Here is a 21,895-nt window from a genome sequence, read left to right as displayed (position 1 = left end):
GCGGCGCGACGGCGAGCGGTGCCAGGGGGGTATTCTTGCTTCGCATGGCGATCACGCGCGCGCCGTCCTGCCGGTGGTGACCAGCACGCGCGCCATGACGTCCACGGTCAGCGCGAACGCGACCGCCGCCGCGCGCGGCGCGAGCCCGCAGCGGATCTCGGCCTGCAGCGGCCCGAGCGGGCCCCCCGCGCGCGCGGCCGCCTCGCGCTGCGCGACGCGGAGCGCCCTCAGCCGGAGGTGGGGGTCGAGCGCGAGCGCCCGGTCGAGCGGCGCCGCGAGCGGCACGTCCGCCGGCAGCGCGACGAGCAGGCTTGTCGACCCGTAGTACACGAGCGCGCCCCCCTCGTTGCGGGTGCTCCCCTCGCTCACCACGTCGGCGACGTCGAACAGCGCGTGGAGGCGCCCCGCCGAGCAGGTCACGAGCTCGACGCGCCGTCGCTGGAAAAGAGGCGGGCGTTTGACCTTCGCCAGACCGGGACCGGGTAGACGCTCGCAGGGCGGCATTGCGATCGCGATCGTGGCACCGACGCGCTCGGCATTCCCAGAAGCACGTTGAGATCAGCACAAAGTTGCTGCGGCACGCGGTTGTGTGCGGGACGCAGGGGCCGCGCGGCGGCGACGAATTTGGCCACTCGCGTCGCGCCTTGCCAGGATGCGCGTCGCGCCGAAGGGCGCGGAGGAGCGACCATGAGCTACACGGGCAACGACCGCCGCAGGCACCGGGTCTTCATCACCCGCAACACGGAGTATCACGTCCGCGACGAGATCTGCGTCGCCGTGCGCGATCGGGCCGCGCGGAGGTTCAGGCCCGCCCACCTCGCGCTGCACCTGAAGCTCCAGGGCGCGGTCCGGATCAACCCGAACGGGGTCGTGATCCCGGAGCCGCAGAACGCGCGCGTCGGCGCCCCCATCTACTTCACCCAGATGGACCCCGATGGGCAGGAGCGGCAGGTCGTGACGAGCCGCGTGGAGCGCATCGAGCGACCCGAGAAGAGCACCGTGGTCCAGTACCCCTCGTGACATCGCGGAGGGCCTCGCCGGACGGCGCGGCGCCTCGGGCGGCGCAGTCGCTTGATCGTCGTGCCGCCCGCGCCGCCCGCGTTGCCCAGAGCGCGGCGATCAGCCGATCATGCAGAAGCCTTCGTAGTCGATGTAGCTCGTGATGGTCGGCGACTCGCCGCACGCCGGGCAGGTCTTGTCGCGGCGCAGCTTGAGCTCGCCGAACTTCATCCGCAGCGAGTCGTAGGTGAGGAGCCGGCCGATGAGGGGCGTCCCCTGGCCGAGGATCAGCTTCACCACCTCGGTCGCCTGGATGATGCCGACGAGCCCGGGGAGGATCCCGAGCACGCCCGCCTCCTGGCAGCTCGGCGCGAGGTGCGGGGGCGGCGGCTCGGGATAGAGGCACCGGTAGCAAGGGCCGACGCCCGGCAGGAACGTCGTCACCTGGCCCTCGAAGCGGAAGATCGAGCCGTGGACGACCGGCTTCTTCTTGAAGACCGAGGCGTCGTTCACGAGGTAGCGGGTCGGGAAGTTGTCGCACCCGTCGAGGACGATGTCGAACTGGTCGAAGATGCGGTCGATGTTGGAGCTGTCGACGCGCTCCTGGAACTTCACGACCTTCACGTCGGGGTTCAGGTCGCGGATCGCCACCTCGGCGCTGTCGACCTTGGGCATGCCCACCCGCGAGGTCGCGTGGAGGATCTGCCGCTGGAGGTTCGAGTTGTCGACAACGTCGGCGTCGACGAGGCCGAGCGTCCCGACGCCGGCGGCGGCCAGGTACAGGGCGGCCGGGCTGCCGAGGCCGCCGGCGCCGAGGAGGAGGACCTTGGCGGCGAGCAGCTTGGCCTGCCCCGCCTCGCCGACCTCGGGCAGGAGCAGGTGGCGGGAGTACCTGTCGCGCTGCGCCTCCGTGAGGTTGGGCGGCAGCTCGACCGGGTAGTTCAGGTCCTTCCAGCGGACGAAGCCCGGGTTGGCGCTCTCGACGTTCGTGTAGCCGAGCTCCTGGAGCGTCTTCGCGGCGAGCGCCGAGCGCGTGCCGCCGGCGCAATAGGCCACGATGTGCGCCGCCTTGTCCGGCAGCTTCTGCTCCACCTGCATCTCGAGGAAGCCGCGCGGGATCGAGATGGCGCCCGGGATGTAGCCGGCGCGGTACTCCTCCTTCTCGCGCACATCCAGGAGCACGATCGGGACCTTGTCGTCGAGGCGGCGCTTGAGCTCGCTCAGCGAGAGCTCGCGGATGGACTTGCGGACGTCGGAGATGAGGTCGCTATAGGTCGTGGGCATCGTGGCTCCTGAGATGGGGAGACTTAGGTGCGCGGCGCTACGAGTCAACGACGGACGGACGGAGGCGGATTTTCTAGCGGCTTCGGGGCAGGAGATCGGGTCTTGACCGGAGCGAGGCGAGCGGCTCCTCCTTCTGCACGCCCCCTGCGCACTCGATACGTGCGACGCGGCCGGCGGGCGGCACGGCGATGATCGTCGCGATTTCGTTCTCGGACTTGCAGAGGGCGAGCACCTTCGTGCCCGGGGCGAGGCGCGCGCTGCGGAGCTGCTTGCGCGGCAGCGTGACCTCCGCGTCGTCCGCGAGCCGCCGGACGAGGATGTCGGCGCCCTGGACGTCGCTCACGACGCCGAGCTCGAAGGTGGGCTGCTTCTCGCGGAGCGGTCCCCACACGCGCTCGCCCTTCAGCTGATCGTTCGGCGGCAGCCAGTCGACGGTCGGCTCCTGGGCGAGGCGCGGCAGCGGCACCCACCCGATCGCGACCTCGAGCGCCGCCGTGAGCACGGCCGTGCCGGGATCGACCGCGGTCACAAGGGCGAGATCCTTTGTCTGGCCGAGGATCCAGACGGGGGTCGAGGGCGGGAGGCTGTGCTTCGGCTCGCCGTCGACGTCCGAGGCGGGCGCGACCGCGACCGTGCCGTGGGACCAGCGCATCGAGGGCTTCTTCATCGGCTTCATCCGGACCTGCATCGCCTCGACCCACGCGGCCAGGGCCGAGCGCTTGCGCGCGAGCGGCTCGGGCAGCGCGCTGCTCCCCGGCAAGTCGGCCGTGCTGCTCCCTTGCAGATCGGCCGTGTCGGGCGCGAGCGCGTCCCAGCGCAGGAGCGCGAGGGTCGCGTCGAGCTGCGCCAGCGTGGCGGCCGCGTCCCGCGCGCCGACCGCCTTGCCGGCGAGCTCGGTCAGCCGCGGCGCCGCGGCCGCGCGGACGCGCGCGAGCACCGCGCGCCCCTGCTCCTCGGAGGCGTCCCCCCGCTTGACTGCGGCGTCGAGCTTCTCGACCCCGCTCGCCCAGCGCCCGGCCGTGATGTCGGGCTCGATCTGCCCGTAGAGGGCCTCGGCGATCGTGGCGTCGAGCTCCGCCGCGAGCCGATCGGCGGCCTCGTCGCCGAGGACCGCCCTGGTCGGCGGCGCGGCGACGAACGCGCGCGCGTCCGCGAACTTGCCGGCGGTCGTCGCCGCGTCGACCTTCCCGCTCGCGCACGCCACGGCCTGCGAGGCCACGAGCTTCCGGGCCTCCTGCGTGAACGCCTCGCTCTTCAGCTCGTCGATCCGCGCCGACAGCCTGGCGAACGCGCCCTCGCAGTCCTGCCGATCGAGCAGCTCGGCGGCCTCGCTGGCCCGGAGCTTGGCCTCGCGCCGGTCGACCTTCTCGCGCAGCTCGCCGATCTGGTACCGGTGCGAGTCGACGCCGAGGCCGCTCGCCTTGTCGAGCAGCGCGCGGGCCTCGGGGTACCGCTTGTCGGACAGCGCGCGGCTCGCCTCGTCGAAGCGCCGCTGGCTCTCGGCGATGCGCGCCATCTCCGCCGTGACGGCGGGCTGGGGCGCGGGTCGCGCGGCGGGCTCGGCGGCGCAGCCGGCCGCGACGGGGAGCGCGGCGACGAGGACGAAGGCGAGGGGAAACGGACGACGGAGCGACGGTCCGGGGGAGCGCATAGGGAAAGGACTGTTCCACTCCATCCGGACGATCGTCAATGCCGCCCCTCCGGCGGGGCTCCTTGACCCTCGCGCGCGCACGCCCTACGTGAAATCCCCGTGAACGACGACGAACCGCGCGGGACGGGCGCTCCCCGGGCAGAGGCCGAGGACAAGGCGGGGCGCGTCTTCAGCGCGCCGAAGATCACGATCAACCGCGTCTACACGCGGCAGGGGGACGGCGGGCTGACCCGGCTCGTCGGCGGGCAGCGCGTCCCGAAGGACGACACGCGGATCGAGACCTACGGCACGGTCGACGAGCTCAACGCGCTGATCGGGGCCTCGCGGCAGACGCTGATCGAGCTCCTCCCGGGCGCGCCCGCCGGGAGCGCCGAGCGGCTCCAGGACCTCGGGCGCACGCTGCTCCGCGTCCAGCACGAGCTCTTCAACCTCGGCTCGATCCTCGCGACGCTCCCGGAGGACGTGCACCCGAAGCAGCCCCGCGTGACGCAGGCGGAGATCGAGCTCCTCGAGGTCGAGATGGACCGCTGTCAGGCCGATCTGGCGCCGCTGCGCTCGTTCGTCCTCCCGGGCGGCTCGCGGCTCAACACGGATCTCCATGTGGCGCGGACGGTGTGCCGCCGGGCCGAGCGCTGCTGCGTGCGCCTCGCGCAGGGGGGCAACGCCGATCCGCAGGCGGTCGGCTACCTGAACCGCCTGAGCGACGCGCTCTTCGTCTGGAGCCGCTGGGCGGCCGCGCTCCTCGGCACGCCGGAGCTCCTCTGGGAGCCCGACGTCTCGGCGAGCGGCGGCAAGGCACACCTCGCCTGATCCGAGCCGCCCCGGTCGGGCAAGGTCCAGAGGACGATCGCCCACGCGAGCGCGACGTAGGCGTAGCCGAGCAGCGCGTCGAGCAGCCAGTGGTGGTCGAGGTAGAGCGCCGCGAACAGCATGGTCACGGCGTAGGCGAGCTGGACGACGAGGGACGGCGCGCTCGCCGTGCGGAAGGTCACGAGCAGCCCGTAGAGCGGGTACGTGACGTGGAGCGACGGCAGCGCGCCGTAGACGGTCGCGCCGCGGCTGTACAGGTCGCGGAAGTAGGTGATCCCGAGCATCGCGTCGACGCGCACGAGCGCGGCGGGGGAGCTCTGGGCGGCCGGATCGATCGCGCACCCGTGGGCCCGCACGTACCAGGGCGGCGCGGCCGGCAGCAGGCGGTACGTGACGATGCCGAGGAGGTGCGTGGTGAACGCGAGCCAGGCGAACCGGCGCGCCGCGAGCGCGTCGCTCCGGTAGAGGTGGAGCCAGTGCCCCACCATCACGAGCACGTAGCCGCCGTACGGGACGGCGCAGAGCAGATCGAGCGCGGGGCGCTCCAGCCGGACGAGCAGATCGCCCGGCGTGAGCCGCCGCCCGCCGATCTCCACGCCGAAGAGCGCGAGCTCGGCCGAGCGCAGCTCGCAGCCGAGGACGTCGTCCGGCGCGACGAGCCCGCCGCCGAGCTGCTTCATGGCGTCGTACACGAGGAACAGCAGGAAGAAGGGCAGGGCGTTCACGAAGAACCGCCGCGAGCGCGCGTTCGCGTAGGCGCTCGTCGCGACGAGGGCGGCCACCGCGAGGTGGTCCCAGCGCGCGGCGCCGCGCCTCGCGAGGAGCGCGACGTAGGCGAGCCACGGCAACGCCGGCAGCCACCAGAGGGGGCCCCAGAGCGCGCGCGCGTGCCTGAGCATGATCAAAGCGGCGCGCTTGTGGCCTTGCCGCTGCGAAGCAGGCGCCGGCGCTCCCCCTCGGGGCGCGCGGTCGTCCTCGGCCCGGGGAGCTCCGCCGCGTCGGCGGCCGCCAGGGCGGCGCGCGTCCGCTGCATGAGCCGCAGGCCGGCGGCGAGCCCGACGCCCGCGACCAGCGCGAGGCAGGCGAGCGTGATCGGGAAGGGCAGCGCGCCGGTCAGCGACGTGGCCGGCACGGCCGGGCCGAAGACGAGCGCCGCGACGAGGTAGGCGAGCCGCTCGTGCCGGCGCATCAGCCCGTTGGGCAGCGCGATCCGGTAGACGTCGGCCTTGGCGCGCGCGTAGCTCACGAGCGACGAGGCGACCATGGCGACGAGCGGGATCGCGAGCGCGACGGCGTGCCCGCGGTAGAAGACGGCGAGGCCGATGAGCGGCGCGGCGTCGGACACGCGGTCGAGGCACGAGTCGAGCACGGCGCCGGCCCGCGACGCCTTGCCACCCTCGCGCGCCACCATGCCGTCGAGCGCGTCGAGGACGGCGCCGGCGATGAGCAGCGCGGCGCCGGCCCGGAAGCGGCCGATCGCGAGCAGCGGCGCGCAGGCGAGCGACAGGGCGAGCGAGAGGTAGGTGAGGGTGTCCGGCGAGACGCCCAGGCGCACGAGCGCGCGCGCGGGGGCGTGGAACGACCAGTAGAAGGCCTCGACCACGGAGCCCGGGAGCAGCGCGCTCCCCGGGGACGCGCCGAGCCGCGGCATCGCGGGTCGGCCGTGGCGCGCGACGCGCACGGCGTAGGCGCCGAGCACGGCTGTGCAGATTAGGATCGCAAGGGCGCAGGGGAGAACGGCCACCCAAGGAGCGGTTGCAGGGTTCGATCCGGGCCGACGCGGGCGGCCGTCCTGCGCTGCCGCGGGCGCCCCGGTCGCGGCGCCGCCGCGGGCGCCCCGGCCGCGGCGCCGCCGCGGGCGAGCGACCTGCGGCGGCGACGCGGCGGGGAGCGCGCGAGCGAGCGCGGCGCCGGTTACTTGCAGCTGGCGCGCGAGAGGCGGATGCCCCGGTCTTCCTCCGCGTAGGCGATGGCGAGCTCCTGGCCCGTCCAGGCCAGCGCCGGGTACCGGGCGGGCGCGCCGCCGCCGCCGCTCGCCTCGACGTCGACGCCGGCGGGCGAGAGATCGCGGTTCAGCAGCGCCACGAAGACGGCCGGGGCGCCGTCGCGGAACTGGTAGTACGCGACGGCCAGGCTGCGCCCGGTCCACGCGAGCGCCGGCCAGTTCGCGCTGCCTTCGGCCCGCGAGACGAGGGCCTCGCGGGACACCTCGTTCTGCGCGGAGATCCGGATCGCGCGGACCTGCTCGGTGCCCGTGCGGGTGTCTTCCCAGGCGACGAAGGCGTCGTCCCCGCCGAGCGCGACGCGCGTCAGCTTCGCATTGACGCCCTGGTGGGCGATCCGATCGAGCGGCGCGCTCCCCCGGCCCGGCCTGGCGAAGCCGAGCGCGTCGCCCTGGGTCCAGGCCAGCACCGTCCTCTCGCCGTCGGTCGCGACCGCGGGGAACTGCGCCTGGTCCAGCGGCGTCGCGTTGGCCAGCGCGCCGCGGTCGAGGAAGCCGAGCAGCGACCCGCCCGCATCCATCCACGCGAGGGCGATCCCGTCCTGGCCCGCGGCGGCGATGGGCCAGGACTCGGCCGCGCCGCTCTGGACCAGCTCGAAGGCGTCGCCGTCGGGGACGCCCTCCAGCGTCGCGCGGCGGCCGCGCACGATGCTGCCCGTGCCGTCCTCGGCCTGCCAGAGGACGAGCAGGCCCTCTCCGTCGCGGTGGACGCTCGGGTGTCTGGAGACGCCCGGACCTGCCTCGATCGCCTCTTCCCCCAGCCTGTTGCCTTCCGCGTCGACCACCGCGAGGTGGATGTCGCCCTCGTCGGCGCCGCGCTCCTGCCAGGCGATGGCGAAGCCCGACCCGGTCCATGCGATCGAGGGCGTGGTCCCGCGGCCGCCGCTCACCTCCAGGCCTCGGGCCGTGATCGTGCAGGCCGCGGCCTGGCTCCCGCTCCCTCCGCCGCCTGTCGCTGCTCCGCTGCCCCCCGTCCCTGCGGTGCCGCCTCCTGTGTCGGCACCGCCGTTTCCTCCGCCGGAGCCGCAGCCCCACGCTGCGGCGAGGATCGCCGCGCTGATCGCGCCAAGAACCCAGTGCTTCATTGTTCCTCGTCGTGGTGATGAGAGGCCCTCGGCGCGCCGCGCGCCGGGCGGAGGCCGCGTCGAAGGCCTCGGTTCGCGGGTCCGGCGCGGCGCCTCCCGCCGCCTCGGGGACGCGGGAAGCGGGTTGCCGTGCGGGACGACCGCTGCTCCTCCGTTCGATGTCCGCAGGGTCGGCCGGTCGCGGCGGAGCCGTGCGCTTCGCGTAGATCGCGCTGCGCTCCCCGGCGCGAAGCACCGTTCGCTCCGCGCGACGCGGCTCCGGCGCGTCGCGGCTGCCAGGCGCCCACCGATCCGCGCTGCCCGGACTGAAACGCGCGCCGCGCGCGCTGATCCGGCCGGCGACGCTACTCGTCGGCCTGCTGCGGCTGCAGCGCCTCGGCGACGGCCGAGAGCACATCCTGCGCGGCCTCGAGCTTGCGCCGGGGCATCGTCTTGAGGGCCTGCCGCACGGCCGCCTCCACCGTGCCGGTGCGGAGGCTGTCGAGCTCGCGTCCGCGCGCGGTGAGGCCGAGGAGCGCGCGCCGGCCGTCCTTCGGATCGACCCGGCGCTCGATGATGCCGCGTTGCTGCAGCCGCTTGAGCACGCCCGTGAGGGTGCTCGGGTGCAGCTGCATGATCTCGGCGAGCTGCCCGGCGGAGATCCCGGGGTAGCGTCCGACGATGCGGATGACGAGCCGCTGCGGACCCGTCACGCCCATCTTCGCCTCCATGCGTTTCGACGTCGACTGCAGGCCGTGATCGACGGCCCACAGGAGCTTCATGAAGTCGAGCACCTCGCCTAGCCGAGAGGTCTTCTCCGCTGGGCGCGCGGCTTGAGACGAGCGCATCGTCGACGCGTGCTAGCTCGCCCGGACGCAGGTGGCTAGTGCTGGCCGCAGGGAGGGCCGGCCGGTGAATGGGCGGCCGCGGAGCGGGCGCGAGGCGCGCCGCGGGGCTGGATCCCCGCAGGGACGGGTCCGGCGGGGAGAGGAGGGGAGACGATGCCGAGGGGCAGGGAGGCGCGCCCGGGGAGGGGCGCACCGTCGAGCAGCGCACATCGCCGCCGCCGTCTCCGCGCTTTGCCGTAGCGCCCGCGGACGGTTTCGGAGCAAGATCGGCGGTGATGAGCTGGGCACGGCGAGCCGCTCTGTGGACCGGGCTCGGCGCGCTGATCTGCCTCTCTGGCGCGGCGGTCGGCCAGGCGCCCTCGGTGCGCGCGTCCTTCTCGGCGGCGTACCGCGCCTTCCGTGATCCCGGCCTGCTCGATCGGGCGCCGGCCGATGTCGCGCCGGCGCTGGCATGCGCTCCGCCTGCCGGGGACGCGCCGCCTGTCGTCACGGCGCTGCTCGTGCGCGAGTTCCAGCCCGCGATGGACGAGGATCTCGAGGACCCCGGCGGCGCGGCGCTGGCCACGCTGGCGATGCCGGATCTGGACGTCCCCCTCACGCGCCGCACGATGCGGTTCGTCCGCTTCTTCGCCCAGTCGGACGAGGGGCGCGCCGTCTTCCAGCGCCGCTTCCGGCGCGCCGGCGCGTACCGCGAGATCGTCGAGCGCTCGCTCCGCGAGGCGGGCCTCCCGGAGGATCTCCTCTGGGTCGCGGCGGTGGAGAGCGGCTTCGATCCGCGGGCGGTCTCGCCGGCCGGCGCGGCGGGGCTCTGGCAGTTCATGCCGAGGACGGGCGAGGCCTACGGGCTGGAGCAGTCCGAGTGGATCGACGCGCGCATGAGCCTCACGCGCGCCACCGACGCCGCGACCGCGCACCTGCGCGACCTGTACGAGCGCTTCGGCCGCTGGGATCTCGCGCTGGCGGCGTACAACGTCGGCCACGAGGGCGTCCTCCGCGCGCTGTCGAAGGTCGCGGCGGCGCGCGATCCCGAGACCCGCGGGCCCATCGGCGTCGCCGAGCTCGCGCAGGCGGGCGCCATTCCCAAGGAGACCGCGGACTACGTGCCGCAGATCGTGGCGTTCGGGATCGTCGCGGCGAACCGCGCGCGCTTCGGGCTCGACCTGCCCGACGTCGCGCCGCTCGCGCCGCTCGACCTCGGCGAGGTCGCGGTGCCGCCGGGGACGCGGCTCCGCACCGTCGCGCGCGCCGCGGGCATCTCGACGGCCGTGCTGCGCGAGCACAACCCCGAGCTCCTGCGCGACCGCGTCCCGCCGGGCCGCGTCGACCACCTGATCTCGCTCCCCGCGGATCGCGTCGCGCGCGCGATGGCCCTCTTCCCGGCGTACCTCGACCACGAGGAGCTCGACGAGGACGAGGGCGATGGCCTGTCGAGCGTGTCCGCCGCGTTGCCGCCGCGCGGCGCGAGCGGCGAGCTCGCCCTGGACGACGCGTCGCTGCCGCCCCGCCCCGTGTCGCTCGGCCGGAACCGGCTCCCGCTCTTCATCCCGCCCGGCCAGGCGCCGGAGCCGATGCCGCTCCTCGGCAACCCGGCGGCGCTGGAGGCGAAGCTCCCGATCGTGATGATCGGCGGCGACGTCGGCTTTCGCCCTGCCTTCGAGGACGACCCGCTCGGCCTCCGGAGCGGCCGCTTCGCCCCGGCGTCGCCGTTCGACGTCGCCGAGGGCCCGGGCGCGCGCCGCGCCCTCAAGGGCCGAGAGGCGGCGATCGAGAAGCAGATCGGCCTCCTCGCGGGGCTCGGCCTGGAGCAGGTGCAGCGCTTCCGCCTCCCGAGCGGCATCGCGGTCGATCTGCGGGAGGACCCCGCGGCGCCGCTCGTCTCGATCAGCGCGTCCGTCGCGGTCCCGGCGCGGTCCGCGAGCGACGCCGGCGCGACGGGGCCGGCGCTCGCCAGCGAGGCGCGCGTCGCGATCACCGTCCCGCCGCGGGATCTCGAGGTCGGCGTCGATCTTGTCGCGGCGCGGCTCCGGATGCTGCTCGGCGAGGCGAGCGCGGCGCGCGTGGCCGAGCTCAGGAGGCAGGCCAGCGCGGCCTCGCGGCGCGCGCTCGAGCGGACGCCGTATGGCCCGTCATGGCTCTCGCTCGGGGAGGCGCTGTTCCCCGCGGGCCACCCGCTCGAGGGCACCCTGCTCGGGGCGCGCGCCGACGTGGGCGCGGCCAGCGAGCTGCTGCTCACCGAGTCGCTCCGGCGCGAGCGCGCCGCGGCCCAGGCGACGATCGCGCTCTCGGGCGACGTCTCGCGCGCGGCGGTCGAGCAGGCGCTGGCGCGCTCGCTGCAGCGCGTCGTCGCGGAGCCGGAGCGGCCGATCGGGCCGCACCCGCGCGAGGAGCGGATCGTCCTCGAGGACGCGGTGCCGGCGCCGCGGCTGCTCTACGGCTGGATCGCGCCGCCGGAGGGGGGCGCGGACGAGGCGTCGTTCCGTGTGGCGATGGAGATCCTCACCGGCCCGCGCATCGCGCGGCTCGCGAAGGCGCTCGTGACCGAGGGGCAGCTCGCGTCCGAGGTGACGGGGCGGCTGTCGCTCGGCGCGCAGGCGAGCGTGGCGGCGGTGGAGCTCACGCCCGCTCCGTCGCGCAACGCCGCCGAGCTGGAGCAGCGCCTCGACGCCGAGCTCGCGTCGCTCGCGACGTCCGGCCCGACATGGAAGGAGCTGTCGCTCGCGAAGGCGCTGCTCAAGCTCGATCTGGAGAAGGAGCTCGCGCGCCGCGCCGCCGTCGCGCCGCCGCCTGCGTCTCCGCGGCCGATCACGGATCTGCGGCTGCGCGCCGCGCTCGATCCGGGCAGCCTGCCGCGGCTCTTGCGCGCGCTCGAGGAGGTCGAGCCGGCGGACGTGCGCGCCGTGGTCGCGCGGACCTTCGCCCGCGAGCGCCGCGTGAGCGTCACGACCTGGCCCCGCGGCGGCCCCGGTGGAAGCGGCGGAAACCCCCTCGCGACGACCGCCCCCGCCTCGCCCGCGCCTCCCGCTCCGTCTCCGTGACCAACTCCGTGACGAACGGCCGCGCGCGCGCGCGCGCCGTCACGTTGCGACGTTGCGACGTTGCTGCGCTGCGGCGCTCAACCCAGCGCAAGGGGGAAGCCGCGCGCTCAGCAACTCCTCAGCACACTATCAGCGTCCGGAACAGAACCAGGTATGCCAGCCCGCATTTCTCACCATGGACTTATGGACAGGTATGGACATCTGGCATCAATTGGAGATAGCACGGGAGAATGACGACCCCTGCAAAGCCGCTGATGTCCGCGGTAACAGCGAGCGAACACGCCGCACATTTCCAGGACACTGCCTATCGGCCCTCCTTCTCGCTGGCAGCGGAGGCCTCGTTGGCAGCGGAGGCGCCGCACCCGGCGCCTCGCGTGACGCGAAGCGGCGTCGTGGAACGCTCGGCACGGGTCGCTGCGAGGGGGATGCCTGTCGAGACGTCCGAGCTGCCTTCGCTGCTCGACAAGGTGCACGCGATCATCGCGCTGGAGGGCCAGCCGGTGCTGCGCAACCTGCTCATCACGCAGTGCTACCACGAGCTCTCCGCCGAGCTCGTGAAGCTGCTCGGCGGGGGCAACGCCCACTGGTGCTCCTTCGCCACGTGGGCCTCCAAGACTGCAGGGACGTTCATCCGCAACGAGGAGGTGCCGTCGGTGCTCCGGTGGCTGATCCTCTCGGACGAGGAAGAGCGGGAGGCGCTCCTGCCGCGCATCCTGAGGGGGCGCGGCCTGGGTGAGCCCGAGCGAGGGAGCGCGCTGCGCATCAGCGCCATCGAGCTGATCGCGCCCTGGTGGGGACAAGGGGCCGAGCTCATGGCGCTGCCGGAGCGGATCCTCGGCGAGCTGAGCTCGGACATCGCCGCCGGCAACCTCGAGGTGTTCGGGGAGCTCGGGCCGCTGTTCGCCCGCATGATCCGGCTCTATCGGGGTTGCCCGCGGCCCGGGAAGGCCGAGCTCGCGGCCTTGCTCGAAGGGCTGCAGCCGGGGCCGTCTCCGCAGGGGGGGCAGGGGCTGCTCCGCAGCGCCATGGAGCATTACCACGAGGCGATGCTCACGGACGAGCAGGACAAGAAGGCGGAGCTCATCCTCCTCGCCAACGCGCGCGTCGGGCTGCACGAGCAGGTGCGGCTCCAGATGTACATCGCGCGGGCGCTCAACGCGCCCATCCGCTGCACGATCGACACGGTCGGCCCGCGCGGTGGGTACCTGCCCGAGGCGCTTCAGTCCTTGGTCCTCGACAAGATCGAGAAGCTGCAGGCGGTCTGGCGGCTGGTCGCGACGAAGGCAATGATGACCATGCGCTTCCCGGACGAGATCCTCGAGCTCGGCCACGACCTGCCTGCGCCGCCTGGCCTGCCGCTCCATTGCGCGGAGCTCGCGACCATCGAGGATCGCGAGCTGTACGAGCTCCTGCACAAGTACGACGCCCACGACCAGACGACGGACGGCTGCGGCGCCGAGGACTGGGCGTCCCTGAACGAGCGCATGAGCTACATCCTCGAGCTGTTCCGCTCGCGGCAGTGCTGCCCGCGGCTCCTCGAGCGGCCCTTCAGCCGCGAGCAGCACGCCGAGATCGTCGCGTGGCGGGTGCCGACGCCGATCCACGGCGATCTCTAGCGCCGCGCGTCGACGCTCCTGCCGGAGCTCCCTCCGCCGCGTCGCGCCGTCGCGCGCGCGCTGCCCTTCACGGTTCCTTCAGCGCTCTCCCGCCGCATCGGCTCGCGCTCCGCGGCGCCCGAACGTCTGGGTCACCAGGCCGCGCGCGGCCTGCCGCTCGGCGATCTCGCGCCCCTTCCGGAAGGCGGCCTCGGCGCGCGCCCGCGCCTCCGCGGCGGTCGGTGTGCCGCGAGCGAGCGCGATCTCGCCCTCGAGGCGGTAGAGCTCGGCCTCGAAGTAGCGCTCGTCGCTCTTGTCGACGAAGGCCCGCGTGTCGTCGAGCAGCGCGCTCGCCTCGTCGACGTTGCCCGCGCCGAGCTCCGCCTCGATGAGCGCCGATCGCCAGTAGGTCAGCGACACGCGGCTGCCGACGCTCATCAGCATCGTCAGTCCGCCGCGGATGCGCGCGGCGCCCTCTGCGTGGCGCGCGCGCGCCGCCTCGCCGGCCGGCCCCTGCGCGGCGCGCGCCGCCGTCGCCCAGCCGAGATCGATCTGGCTGAGCGCCGCCCAGTGGGGCATGCCCACCTCCTCGGAGAGCTTGCTGAGCACGAGCGCGTGCGCCTCCGCGCCGGCGAGATCGCCGAGCAGGCAGCACAGCACGGCGGCGAAGTGCTCGACGAAGCCGCGGCTCACGGGCTGGTTCAGCTCCTCGCACAGCGCGATCGCCTCGTCGATCGAGGCCTTGGCCCGCTCCGGTTCGCCGAGGTGGAACGAGATCCAGGCGAGGTGCGACAGCGAGAACGCCGCGGCGTCATGGCCGAAGAGGAAGGCGAGCGGCAGGTGACGCGCGGGGTCGTACATCGAGAGCACCTTGTTGAAGTGCTCGCGGGCCTCGTAGAGGTGCCCCCGGAGGAAGCGCGTCGCGCCGAGCGCCTGGTGAGCGCCCAGCGAGATGCCGGGGTCGCCGGTGCTCTCGGCGAGCGCGAGCAGCTGCTCGCCGTGCTGCTCCGCCAGCGCGTAATCGCCGCGGACGTGGAAGAAGATCCAGAGCCCCCACAGCGCGGGGAAGAGCTGCGGCGAGGAGCCCGCCTCGCGGCAGAGCGCGTGCGCGCGCGCGTACGCCGCCTCGACCTCCGGGGCGGCGTAGCCGCGCGTGATCATCAGCGGGACGCCGAGCGTCGTCTGCAGCGTGATCTCGTCGCGCGTCCGCTCCTTCGTCTCAGGCAGCTGCTTGAGGAGATCGAGCCCGCGGCGGAGGTGGCTGATCGCCTCGGCGTGCGCGGACGAGATGAGCGAGGTCTCCCCCGCGCGCTGCCAGGCGGCGATGGCGGGGCCGATCAGCGCGGCCTCGGTGTAGTGGTGCGCGAGCAGCTCGGGCGGCGTCTCGGGGAAGCGCTCGGCGAGGACGGCGGCGATGCGCGCGTGGTACACCTGCCGGGTGCTGCGGAGCAGCGACTGGTAGGCCGCGTCCTGCACCAGCGCGTGCTTGAACGTGTACGTCGCGCGCGGGGGGCGCCCCCGCTGGAAGAGCAGCTCGGCGTCGACGAGCTGCGCGAGCGCCTCGCGCAACGGCGCCGGGCTCGCCGCCATGAGGAGCGGCTCGCCGCCCGCGCCGCCCGCGCAGAGCTCGAGCGCCTCGTAGCCGAACGATCGGCCGAACACCGCGCCGAGCTGCGCGACCTCCTTCGCCGGGCCGAGGCGGTCGAGGCGCGACGTCAGCGAGTGCTGGAGGGTGGTCGGGATCTCGAGGGTGCCCATCCACCCGCGCGAGGCGCTCGGCGTGCCGGCCGACTCGCCTGCGGCCGCCCTCGCGGAGGCCGACTCGAGGATCATGCGCGTGAGCTCCTCGGCGAACAGCGGGACGCCGTCGCTGCGCTCGGCGAGCGTCCGGATCACCTCGTCCGGAAGCGGGGGGGCCTGGATGGCCGACGCGCTGCTCGTGGCGTAGGCGCCGGCCAGCTGCTGGATGAGCGCCTGCATCCGCTCGGCGCTGAGCGGGGCGAGGTAGATCTGGGTGAAGTGCGATCGCAGCGGCCACGGCGGCGTGAACGTGGGGCGCGCGGTCAGGAGCAGCAGCAGCGGCGACGGCCTCCCCTCGTCGATCAGCCGACCGAGCAGCTCCAGGGTCGACGGATCGGCCCAGTGCAGGTCCTCGGCCGTGAGCACGAGCGGCTGCCGATCGGCGAGCCCGAGGAAGAGCTGCAGGAGCGAGGCGATGGTCTCCTGCCGCTGGCGCTGCGGGGTGAGCGCCGGCGCGGCGTGGCGCCCCTCGGTCGGGATCGACAGCAGCGCGGCGAGCAGCGGCACGGCGAGCGGCCCCGCCTCCGCCTCGGCGAGCAGCTGCTCCAGCCGGGCGAGCCGGCCTCCGCCCTGCTCCAGCGCCGCGCCGCGCTCGCTCGGCGCCGCGGCCGAGCCGCTCAGCGTGCTCGCGCGGTCGCGGTCGCCCGCGAGCAGCGCGTTGAGCAGCTCGATCACCGGATAGAACGCGCTGTTCTGGAGCTGCGGCGAGCAGCGCGCCTCGAGCCAGAGGTGCGGCGTCCCCGTTAGCCGGTCGCGGAAGGCGCGCACGCTCCGCGATTTGCCGATGCCGGCCTCGCCCGTCATCAGCACGACCTGCCCGGCGCCGTCTGCGGCCCGCGCCCACCGGGCCGCGAGCTCGTCGAGCTCGCTGTCCCGCCCGACGAGCGGGGTGAGCCCCTGGTGCATCCTCGCGTCGAGCCGGTCCCGCGCGGTCGTGCGCCCGTGCACCGCGAAGACCTCGAGCGGCTGGCGCGCGCCCTTCGGGCTGATCTCGCCGAGCGCGTCCACGTAGTAATAGCCCTCGATGAGCTTCTGCGTGGCGCGGCTGACGAGCACCGTGCCCGGCTCGGCGTGGGCCTTCAGCTGCGTCGCGGCGTTCAGGGTCGGGCCGGCGAGCGACGGCACGGCGTCGCTGTCCGCCACGACGACGATCCCGGTGTGCACGCCGACCTGCACCGACAGGGGCAAGGACACGAGCTCCCGCCCGCTCAGGTGGGACATGTGCTCGACAAGATCGAGCGCCGCCTGCACGGCGCGGAGGGCGTCGTCCTCCTTCGCCACGGGGTGGCCGAAGTAGGCGATCGTCTCCTCGCCGGGCGAGCGGACGAACACCCCCTCCTGCGCCCCGATCACCTGCGCGCACGCGGCCTGGTACATCTGCACGAGCTCGTGGAACGCCTCGCTGTCGACCGTGTCCGCGATGCGCTCGGCGCTGGCGAGCCCGCAGACCAGCACGGTGAGCTGGCGGCGCTCGCCGCGGCCGGTGAGGGTCACCGGGCGCGTCCCGGGCGGGGCGCTCGGGCGGAAGCTGAGCTTCGGACCCGTCTGCGGGCTCTCGGCGGTGTCGAGCTGGATCGACGCGTTGCGGATCGGCCTCGCCGGCGGCTCGGCGGGCGCGAAGCTGCGGCCCGGGATCGCGAGCGTGGGCGCTGCGCCGAGCCGCTCGTCCTGCCGCTGCTGCTCGGGAGACCTGCGCTGCGTGCCCGGCGGCGACTCGGGCTCGGAGGGCACGAGCTGCGTCTCCTGGTCCACCTCGGCCGGGTGCACCGCGCGCGTCGCGATCGCCCGCTGCTCCAGCGAGCCGCCGCGCTCCTTGTCGCGCGGCAGCGGCCACGGGATCGTCGACACGTCGCAGTCCTCCAGCAGCTCGAAGGCCTCGCGGGCGGACCGGAAGCGGTGCGCCGGCGACTTGGCGGTCGCGTGCTCGAGCAGCGCGCCGAGGGGGTGGCCGCGGAGCGCGCGGGGGATGGGCACCGGCTCGGGGCTCAGCTGGCGGAAGATGACCTCGGCGACCGTCGCCTCGTGCATCACGGGCGCGCCGATCAGGCACTCGAGAAAGGTGAGCCCCCATGCGTAGATGTCCGCCGCCGTGGTCGGGGTGGCCTGCACGAGCTGCTCCGGGGCCATGTAGGCCGGGGTCCCGTTGAACTCGCCGGTGGGCGTGAGCGCGCGGTAGTCGGCGGAGCGCGCCTCGCCGATGAGCGCGGCGATGCCGAAGTCGAGCACCTTGACGAGCGTCCGCTTGCCTGTGCCGGCGACCATGATGTTGTGCGGCTTGAGGTCGCGATGCACGACGCCGCGCTCGTGCGCGAAGCCGATGGCGTCGAGCACCTGGAGCATCAGCCGCTTCGCCTCGTTCGGCTCGATCCCCCTCGTGCGCTGGCAGCGCGCGGTCAGCGTCTCGCCGTCGACGTACTCCAGCGCCAGGTAGAGCTCGCCTTCGGGCAGGCGCCCGGCGTCGAGGAGCCGGACGATGTTCGGGTGGCTCATCTGGGCGATGACCTGCATCTCCCGCTCGAAGCGCGCCTCCTGCGAGCCGGACTCGCGCGAGCGCCGCAGCGCCTCGGGTCGCAGCAGCTTGAGCGCCACGCGCTGGGTGGTCACGATCTGGCGCGCATCGTAGACGACGCTATGACCGCCGCTGCCGAGATGGCCGAGCACCTGATACCGGCCGTCCACGAGCGCGCCGACCTCGAGCAATCCATCGCGAGCGGACATCTCTTGATCTCTTACAGCCGAACGCCGCCGGAGTGGATCGTGAACGCTGCTTCCGGCCCAGGTTGATCGCTCGCGCGGCCCGAGGCCGGCGGCGGCGGCCGAGGCAGCGACGGTGGGGCCTGGCCGGGTCTCGAAGGCGCCCCCACTCTACCGTACCGTGGCGAGCGTGCTTCGCCGTCTTGCGCTGGGGGTGATTCAGGCAACCGGGATTACTTCGGCTTGAGCGCGTGGTGCGGGAGGACGAGGTCTGATACCCTCGCGCTTGATGGGCAATGCCCCGCATTCCGGCAGCATGCCGCCACCTTCGAGTGGTCGGGGCCAAGGAACGCTCCTCTACGCCGTCGACGACGAGGAGAGCAACCTGGACCTCATGGAGCGGGCGCTCCGCTCCGGCTACCAGGTCCGCACCTTCGGCGATCCGCGCCGCGCGCTGGCAGCGGCGGTGAAGGAGCCGCCCTCCGTGGTCGTCGCGGACTACCGCATGCCTCATTTCAGCGGGCTCGCGCTGCTGCGCGAGCTGCGCCGGCAGGGGCTGAGCTACGTGCCGGTGCTGGTCTGCGCGCCGACCGATGTGGAGCAGATCCAGAAGATCTCCCGGGAGAGCGCGATGTTCCGGATCATCACGAAGCCCTGGATCGCCTCGGATCTGCGCCGCCAGGTCGACCTGGCGGTGAGCCTGCACCAGCTCAACGTGACGCGGAACCTCCGCTGAGCCGAGCGCGCCCGGTGGCTCTTCGGCGCGCTGTCCAGGGCGAGTTGACAGGATCGCCGCCGGTCAGCGCGCGCTCCCGGTCGCGGCGCGGGAGCGCCGGGCGATCCCGGTGAGCGCCCGCTCCCTCGATGTGGTCGCGCTCGAGCTGCCGCAGCGCTTCGGCGATCGGCGAGGCGCGCTCGCGGAGATCGACGGTCTCCTCGGCTCGCCCGCGCTGGCCGGGGCCGAGCTCGTGCTGCTGCCCGAGCTCATCCTTACGGGCTATCTCTCGCCGAGGGGCGACAGCGATCTGCGCCGCTTCGCGGAGCCGCTCGACGGCGAGTCCGCGCAGCGGCTCGCCGAGCTCGCGCGCGAGCACGGGATCGCGCTGGCGGGCCCGCTCGTCGAGGAGAGCCGGGGTCGCTTCTACAACAGCCTGCTCGTCTTCGACGGCGACGGGCGGCGCGTCGGCCACTACCGCAAGCGTCACCCGTGGTTCCCGGAGCGCTGGGCGGCTCCGGGCGATCTGGGGTCCCCGGTCCTCGATCTGCTCGGCGTGAAGGTGGCGGTCGCGATCTGCTTCGACATCCATTTCCTCTCCGAGGACGCGGGCGAGGCGCTCGACGAGGCCGATCTGCTGCTCTTCCCGACGGCCTGGGTCGATCCGGCCGGGGAGGGGGATGCGCGCGCCGAGCTCCTGCCCCCCCTCGCCCGGCGTCATCGCATCGCGATCGTGAACGCGAACTGGGGGCCGTCCCGCCCCGCGCTGGGCGGCCAGGGCGGATCGCGCATCCTCGACGCGCAGGGGCGGTCGATCGCGGTGGCGCCGCCCGGTCCGGGGCCGAGCGTGGTGCGCGCCGCCCTGGGCCTCGCGCAGGACCGGCGCGGCAGCTGAGGGAGCCCGGGGAGCGCCGGTGCGCCCGCGCGGCGCCGCGCGCGCGATCGCGCTCAGACGAACGGGAGCCGGCTCAGGTCGACGTTTCCCCCGCTCAGGATGACGCCGATCCGCGCTCCCTGGACCTTGCGCAGCAGGACCGCCGCCACAGGGACCGCCGAGCTCGGCTCGATGAGGATCTTCATCCGCTCCCAGACGACGCGCATCGCCTTGACGATGTCCTCTTCGCCGACGGTGACGATCTCGACCCCGCGCTCGCGCAGGACCGCGAAGGTGAGCTCGCCGAGCGAGGTGCGGAGGCCGTCCGCGATCGTGGTCGGGTCGTTCGAGGGCAGGAGGGTCCCCTGGCGCAGCGATCGCGCCGCGTCGTCCGCCGCCTCGGGCTCGGCGCCGATCGTGCGCGCGTGGGGCAGCGAGCTGATCGCGATGGCGGTGCCCGAGAGCAGCCCGCCGCCGCCGACGGGCGCGACCACGACGTCGAGATCCTCCACCTGGCTCGCGAGCTCCAGCGCGGCCGTGCCCTGGCCGGCGATGACGCGCGCGTCGTTGTACGGGTGGACCAGGATAGCGTCCGTCTCGGACAGCACGCTGGCGAGCGCCTCTTCGCGCGACCGGAGCGTGGGGGCGCAGGTCACGATCCGGGCGCCGTAGCCCTCCACGGCCGCGCGCTTCACGGCGGGCGCGCTCGAGGGCATGACGATGTGCGCGGCGATGCCGCGGATGCGGGCGGCGAGCGCGAGCGCGGCGGCGTGGTTGCCCGACGAGTGGGTCGCGACGCCGCGCCGTGCCTCCTCGTCCGGGAGGGACAGGACCGCGTTGCACGCGCCGCGGAACTTGAACGCCCCGACCCGCTGGAGGTTCTCGCACTTGAAGAAGACGCGCGCGCCCGCGATGCCGTCGATCGTCCGGCTGGTCATGACGGGGGTCACGTGGGCGTGCGGCGCGAGGCGGGAGGCGGCGCGACGGATGTCCTCGATCGTCGGCAGGGGGCTCATGGGACGAGCATCGGAGCGCGGTCTGCGCCCGACGTCCACCGCGAGCGCCTCGCGCATCGCGCGCCCGCGATCGCGGCGCGGCGTCAGAACAGGTCGGCCGCGATGCCGTCGGTGAAGACCCAGGCGGCCCGCGGGACGCGGAGCCGCCCGCCGGTCACCTCGAGGCGGCCGGCGCGCTCGAGCCGCTCCGCGGCCCGCCGTCGCGCGGCGGGCCATGCCGCCACGCCGAGCGCCGCCGCGGCGGCCTCCAGATCGAACCCCTCGCGCAGCCTGAGCCCGAGCATGATCCGCTCGGACAGGCGCGTCTCTGGGTCGAGCCGTTCGTCGCTCTCCACGGGGATCGCCTCGCCGCCCTCGGCCATCACGGCCATGTACCGGTCCGGGCTCACGACGTTCCGGTACCGGAGCGCGAGCGCCTCGCCGCTGCCCTCCGCGCGCAGGCCCCAGCGCGGATCCGGGCGCGACACGGTCCCGTAGGCGGCGCACCCGAGCCCGACGTAATCGATGCCTTGCCAGTAGCCGAGGTTATGGCGCGCCTCGTGGCCCGGCTTCGCGTAGTTCGAGATCTCGTAGTGGGCGAGCCCCGCTGCCTCGAGCGCCTCGTCGATCGCGAAGAACGTGTCTGCCACCCCTTCGTCTGCGGCGAGCGGCAGGCGCCCGCGCCGCGCCAGCTCTCCGAACGAGGTGCCGGGCTCGACGGTGAGGCTGTACGCCGAGATGTGGGTCACCCCTGTCGAGGCCACCGCGCGCGCCTCGGCGGCGGCATGCTCGGGGCGTTGCTCTCGTGCTTCGTCGGCCGTCCCCACCGCGACACCGTAGATGAGGTCGCCGCTCACGCGCGGCATTCCGGATCGGAGCGCCGCTGAGAGCGCGCCGAGCCCGCCGTCTGGGTCGTGCAGGCGCCCGAGGAACCGGAGGCGTTCCACGTCGAGCCCCTGAACGCCGACGCTCAGTCGGTTGACTCCGATCGCTCGGAACGCTCGGGCGCGCTGCTCATCGAGCGAGGTCGGATTGCATTCGACGGTCACCTCGATGTCTGGCGAGAGCCGGCCGGCGGCCGCGGTGATGGCGGACAGCACCCTGCCCATCTCCTCCGGCTCCCACAGGGACGGCGTCCCGCCGCCGAAGAACACGCTCCGCAGCTCGCGCTCGCCCAGCGCCTCCGCTCGCTTCCGGAGCTCGGCCAGCACGGCGTCGGCATAGCCCCGGTGGTCGATCGCCTCCCGCGCTTTCGCGAAAGAGACGAAGTCGCAGTAGGGACACTTCTTGAGGCACCACGGGAAGTGGACGTAGGCGGTGATCGGCTCCATGTAATCCATGAAAACGGATGCAATCGATGCAACGAACGTGATGGACGCGACGGACGCGACGGACGCGACGGACGCGACGGACGCGACGGATGCGACGAACAGCCGACGCAACCGATGTGGTGGAGGCGACCTGCGCAGCCGGCGCGACCGAGGCGACGGACGCGGCTGAGGCAACCAACACGAGAACGAGAAACGAGA

Annotated in this window: 16 protein-coding genes and 1 pseudogene; 7 read left to right on the top strand and 10 right to left on the bottom strand. The window is 73.8% G+C overall.

Annotated features, from left to right (window positions below):
- Positions 1 to 51: 51 nt before the first annotated feature.
- The gene (locus WME75_RS20170; protein WP_437493213.1) at positions 52 to 420 is read right to left on the bottom strand and encodes a hypothetical protein; all 369 of its coding nucleotides are present in this window, start codon (positions 418 to 420) and stop codon (positions 52 to 54) included.
- A 267-nt stretch (positions 421 to 687) separates the two neighbouring features.
- Between WME75_RS20170 and WME75_RS20165 the strand changes: the two genes are divergently transcribed.
- Positions 688 to 1,020: a hypothetical protein gene (locus WME75_RS20165; protein WP_437493211.1), complete on the top strand. Its 333-nt coding sequence runs from the start codon at positions 688 to 690 to the stop codon at positions 1,018 to 1,020.
- Between the two features lie 99 nt (positions 1,021 to 1,119).
- Here WME75_RS20165 and moeB read toward each other — a convergent pair whose 3' ends face one another.
- Together moeB and WME75_RS20155 are read right to left on the bottom strand one after the other, a co-directional pair.
- Positions 1,120 to 2,283 (bottom strand): molybdopterin-synthase adenylyltransferase MoeB, encoded by a 1,164-nt coding sequence (gene moeB / locus WME75_RS20160; RefSeq protein WP_437493209.1) that lies wholly within the window; start codon positions 2,281 to 2,283, stop codon positions 1,120 to 1,122.
- A gap of 73 nt (positions 2,284 to 2,356) precedes the next feature.
- On the bottom strand, positions 2,357 to 3,934 hold the full coding sequence (locus WME75_RS20155; RefSeq protein WP_437493208.1) for a hypothetical protein: 1,578 nt from the start codon (positions 3,932 to 3,934) through the stop codon (positions 2,357 to 2,359).
- A gap of 99 nt (positions 3,935 to 4,033) precedes the next feature.
- Here WME75_RS20155 and WME75_RS20150 point away from each other — a divergent pair, with 99 nt between their 5' ends.
- Positions 4,034 to 4,744 carry a cob(I)yrinic acid a,c-diamide adenosyltransferase gene (locus WME75_RS20150; protein WP_437493206.1) on the top strand — a complete coding sequence of 237 codons (711 nt, stop codon included), beginning with the start codon at positions 4,034 to 4,036 and terminating at the stop codon, positions 4,742 to 4,744.
- Between the two features lie 47 nt (positions 4,745 to 4,791).
- Here the strand turns inward: WME75_RS20150 and WME75_RS20145 are convergent.
- The 4 genes and pseudogenes from WME75_RS20145 to WME75_RS20130 form a co-directional block, all read right to left on the bottom strand.
- Positions 4,792 to 5,424, bottom strand: a pseudogene (locus WME75_RS20145) (phosphatase PAP2 family protein); the annotation flags it as partial.
- Between the two features lie 221 nt (positions 5,425 to 5,645).
- Positions 5,646 to 6,443, bottom strand: coding sequence for a CDP-alcohol phosphatidyltransferase family protein (locus WME75_RS20140; RefSeq protein ID WP_437493204.1), 798 nt, complete (start codon positions 6,441 to 6,443; stop codon positions 5,646 to 5,648).
- Positions 6,444 to 6,658: 215 nt separating this feature from the next.
- Positions 6,659 to 7,831 carry a hypothetical protein gene (locus tag WME75_RS20135; protein WP_437493202.1) on the bottom strand — a complete coding sequence of 391 codons (1,173 nt, stop codon included), beginning with the start codon at positions 7,829 to 7,831 and terminating at the stop codon, positions 6,659 to 6,661.
- A 344-nt stretch (positions 7,832 to 8,175) separates the two neighbouring features.
- Entirely contained in the window at positions 8,176 to 8,658 is a 483-nt protein-coding gene (locus tag WME75_RS20130; RefSeq protein WP_437493200.1) for a MarR family winged helix-turn-helix transcriptional regulator, read from the bottom strand.
- Positions 8,659 to 8,933: 275 nt separating this feature from the next.
- Here WME75_RS20130 and WME75_RS20125 point away from each other — a divergent pair, with 275 nt between their 5' ends.
- Both WME75_RS20125 and WME75_RS20120 read left to right on the top strand, forming a co-directional pair.
- Positions 8,934 to 11,693 (top strand): transglycosylase SLT domain-containing protein, encoded by a 2,760-nt coding sequence (locus WME75_RS20125; RefSeq protein WP_437493198.1) that lies wholly within the window; start codon positions 8,934 to 8,936, stop codon positions 11,691 to 11,693.
- 425 nt (positions 11,694 to 12,118) lie between these two features.
- The gene (locus tag WME75_RS20120; RefSeq protein ID WP_437493196.1) at positions 12,119 to 13,309 is read left to right on the top strand and encodes a hypothetical protein; all 1,191 of its coding nucleotides are present in this window, start codon (positions 12,119 to 12,121) and stop codon (positions 13,307 to 13,309) included.
- 78 nt (positions 13,310 to 13,387) lie between these two features.
- Here WME75_RS20120 and WME75_RS20115 read toward each other — a convergent pair whose 3' ends face one another.
- Complete coding sequence (locus WME75_RS20115) at positions 13,388 to 17,806, bottom strand: protein kinase domain-containing protein (protein WP_437493194.1); 4,419 nt, start codon at positions 17,804 to 17,806, stop codon at positions 13,388 to 13,390.
- 292 nt (positions 17,807 to 18,098) lie between these two features.
- On the opposite strand from WME75_RS20115, the gene WME75_RS20110 reads away from it, so the two are divergent.
- Entirely contained in the window at positions 18,099 to 18,518 is a 420-nt protein-coding gene (locus WME75_RS20110) for a response regulator (RefSeq protein ID WP_437493192.1), read from the top strand.
- 109 nt (positions 18,519 to 18,627) lie between these two features.
- Positions 18,628 to 19,392, top strand: a complete 765-nt coding sequence (locus tag WME75_RS20105; protein WP_437493190.1) for a carbon-nitrogen hydrolase family protein — start codon at positions 18,628 to 18,630, stop codon at positions 19,390 to 19,392.
- Positions 19,393 to 19,445: 53 nt separating this feature from the next.
- Here the strand turns inward: WME75_RS20105 and WME75_RS20100 are convergent, their stop codons facing one another.
- Positions 19,446 to 20,387 (bottom strand): pyridoxal-phosphate dependent enzyme, encoded by a 942-nt coding sequence (locus tag WME75_RS20100; RefSeq protein WP_437493188.1) that lies wholly within the window; start codon positions 20,385 to 20,387, stop codon positions 19,446 to 19,448.
- 83 nt (positions 20,388 to 20,470) lie between these two features.
- Positions 20,471 to 21,706: a radical SAM family heme chaperone HemW gene (hemW, locus tag WME75_RS20095; RefSeq protein WP_437493186.1), complete on the bottom strand. Its 1,236-nt coding sequence runs from the start codon at positions 21,704 to 21,706 to the stop codon at positions 20,471 to 20,473.
- Here hemW and WME75_RS20090 point away from each other — a divergent pair.
- Positions 21,705 to 21,866: a hypothetical protein gene (locus WME75_RS20090; protein WP_437493184.1), complete on the top strand. Its 162-nt coding sequence runs from the start codon at positions 21,705 to 21,707 to the stop codon at positions 21,864 to 21,866. The two genes, hemW and WME75_RS20090, sit on opposite strands and share 2 nt — an antisense overlap.
- Positions 21,867 to 21,895: the final 29 nt, after the last annotated feature.

The sequence above is a fragment of the Sorangium sp. So ce1014 genome, assembly GCF_051521505.1.
Taxonomy (GTDB): domain Bacteria; phylum Myxococcota_A; class Polyangia; order Polyangiales; family Polyangiaceae; genus Sorangium.
Note: the sequence above shows the minus strand (reverse complement) of the source record. Positions and strands in the feature narration are given on the sequence as shown.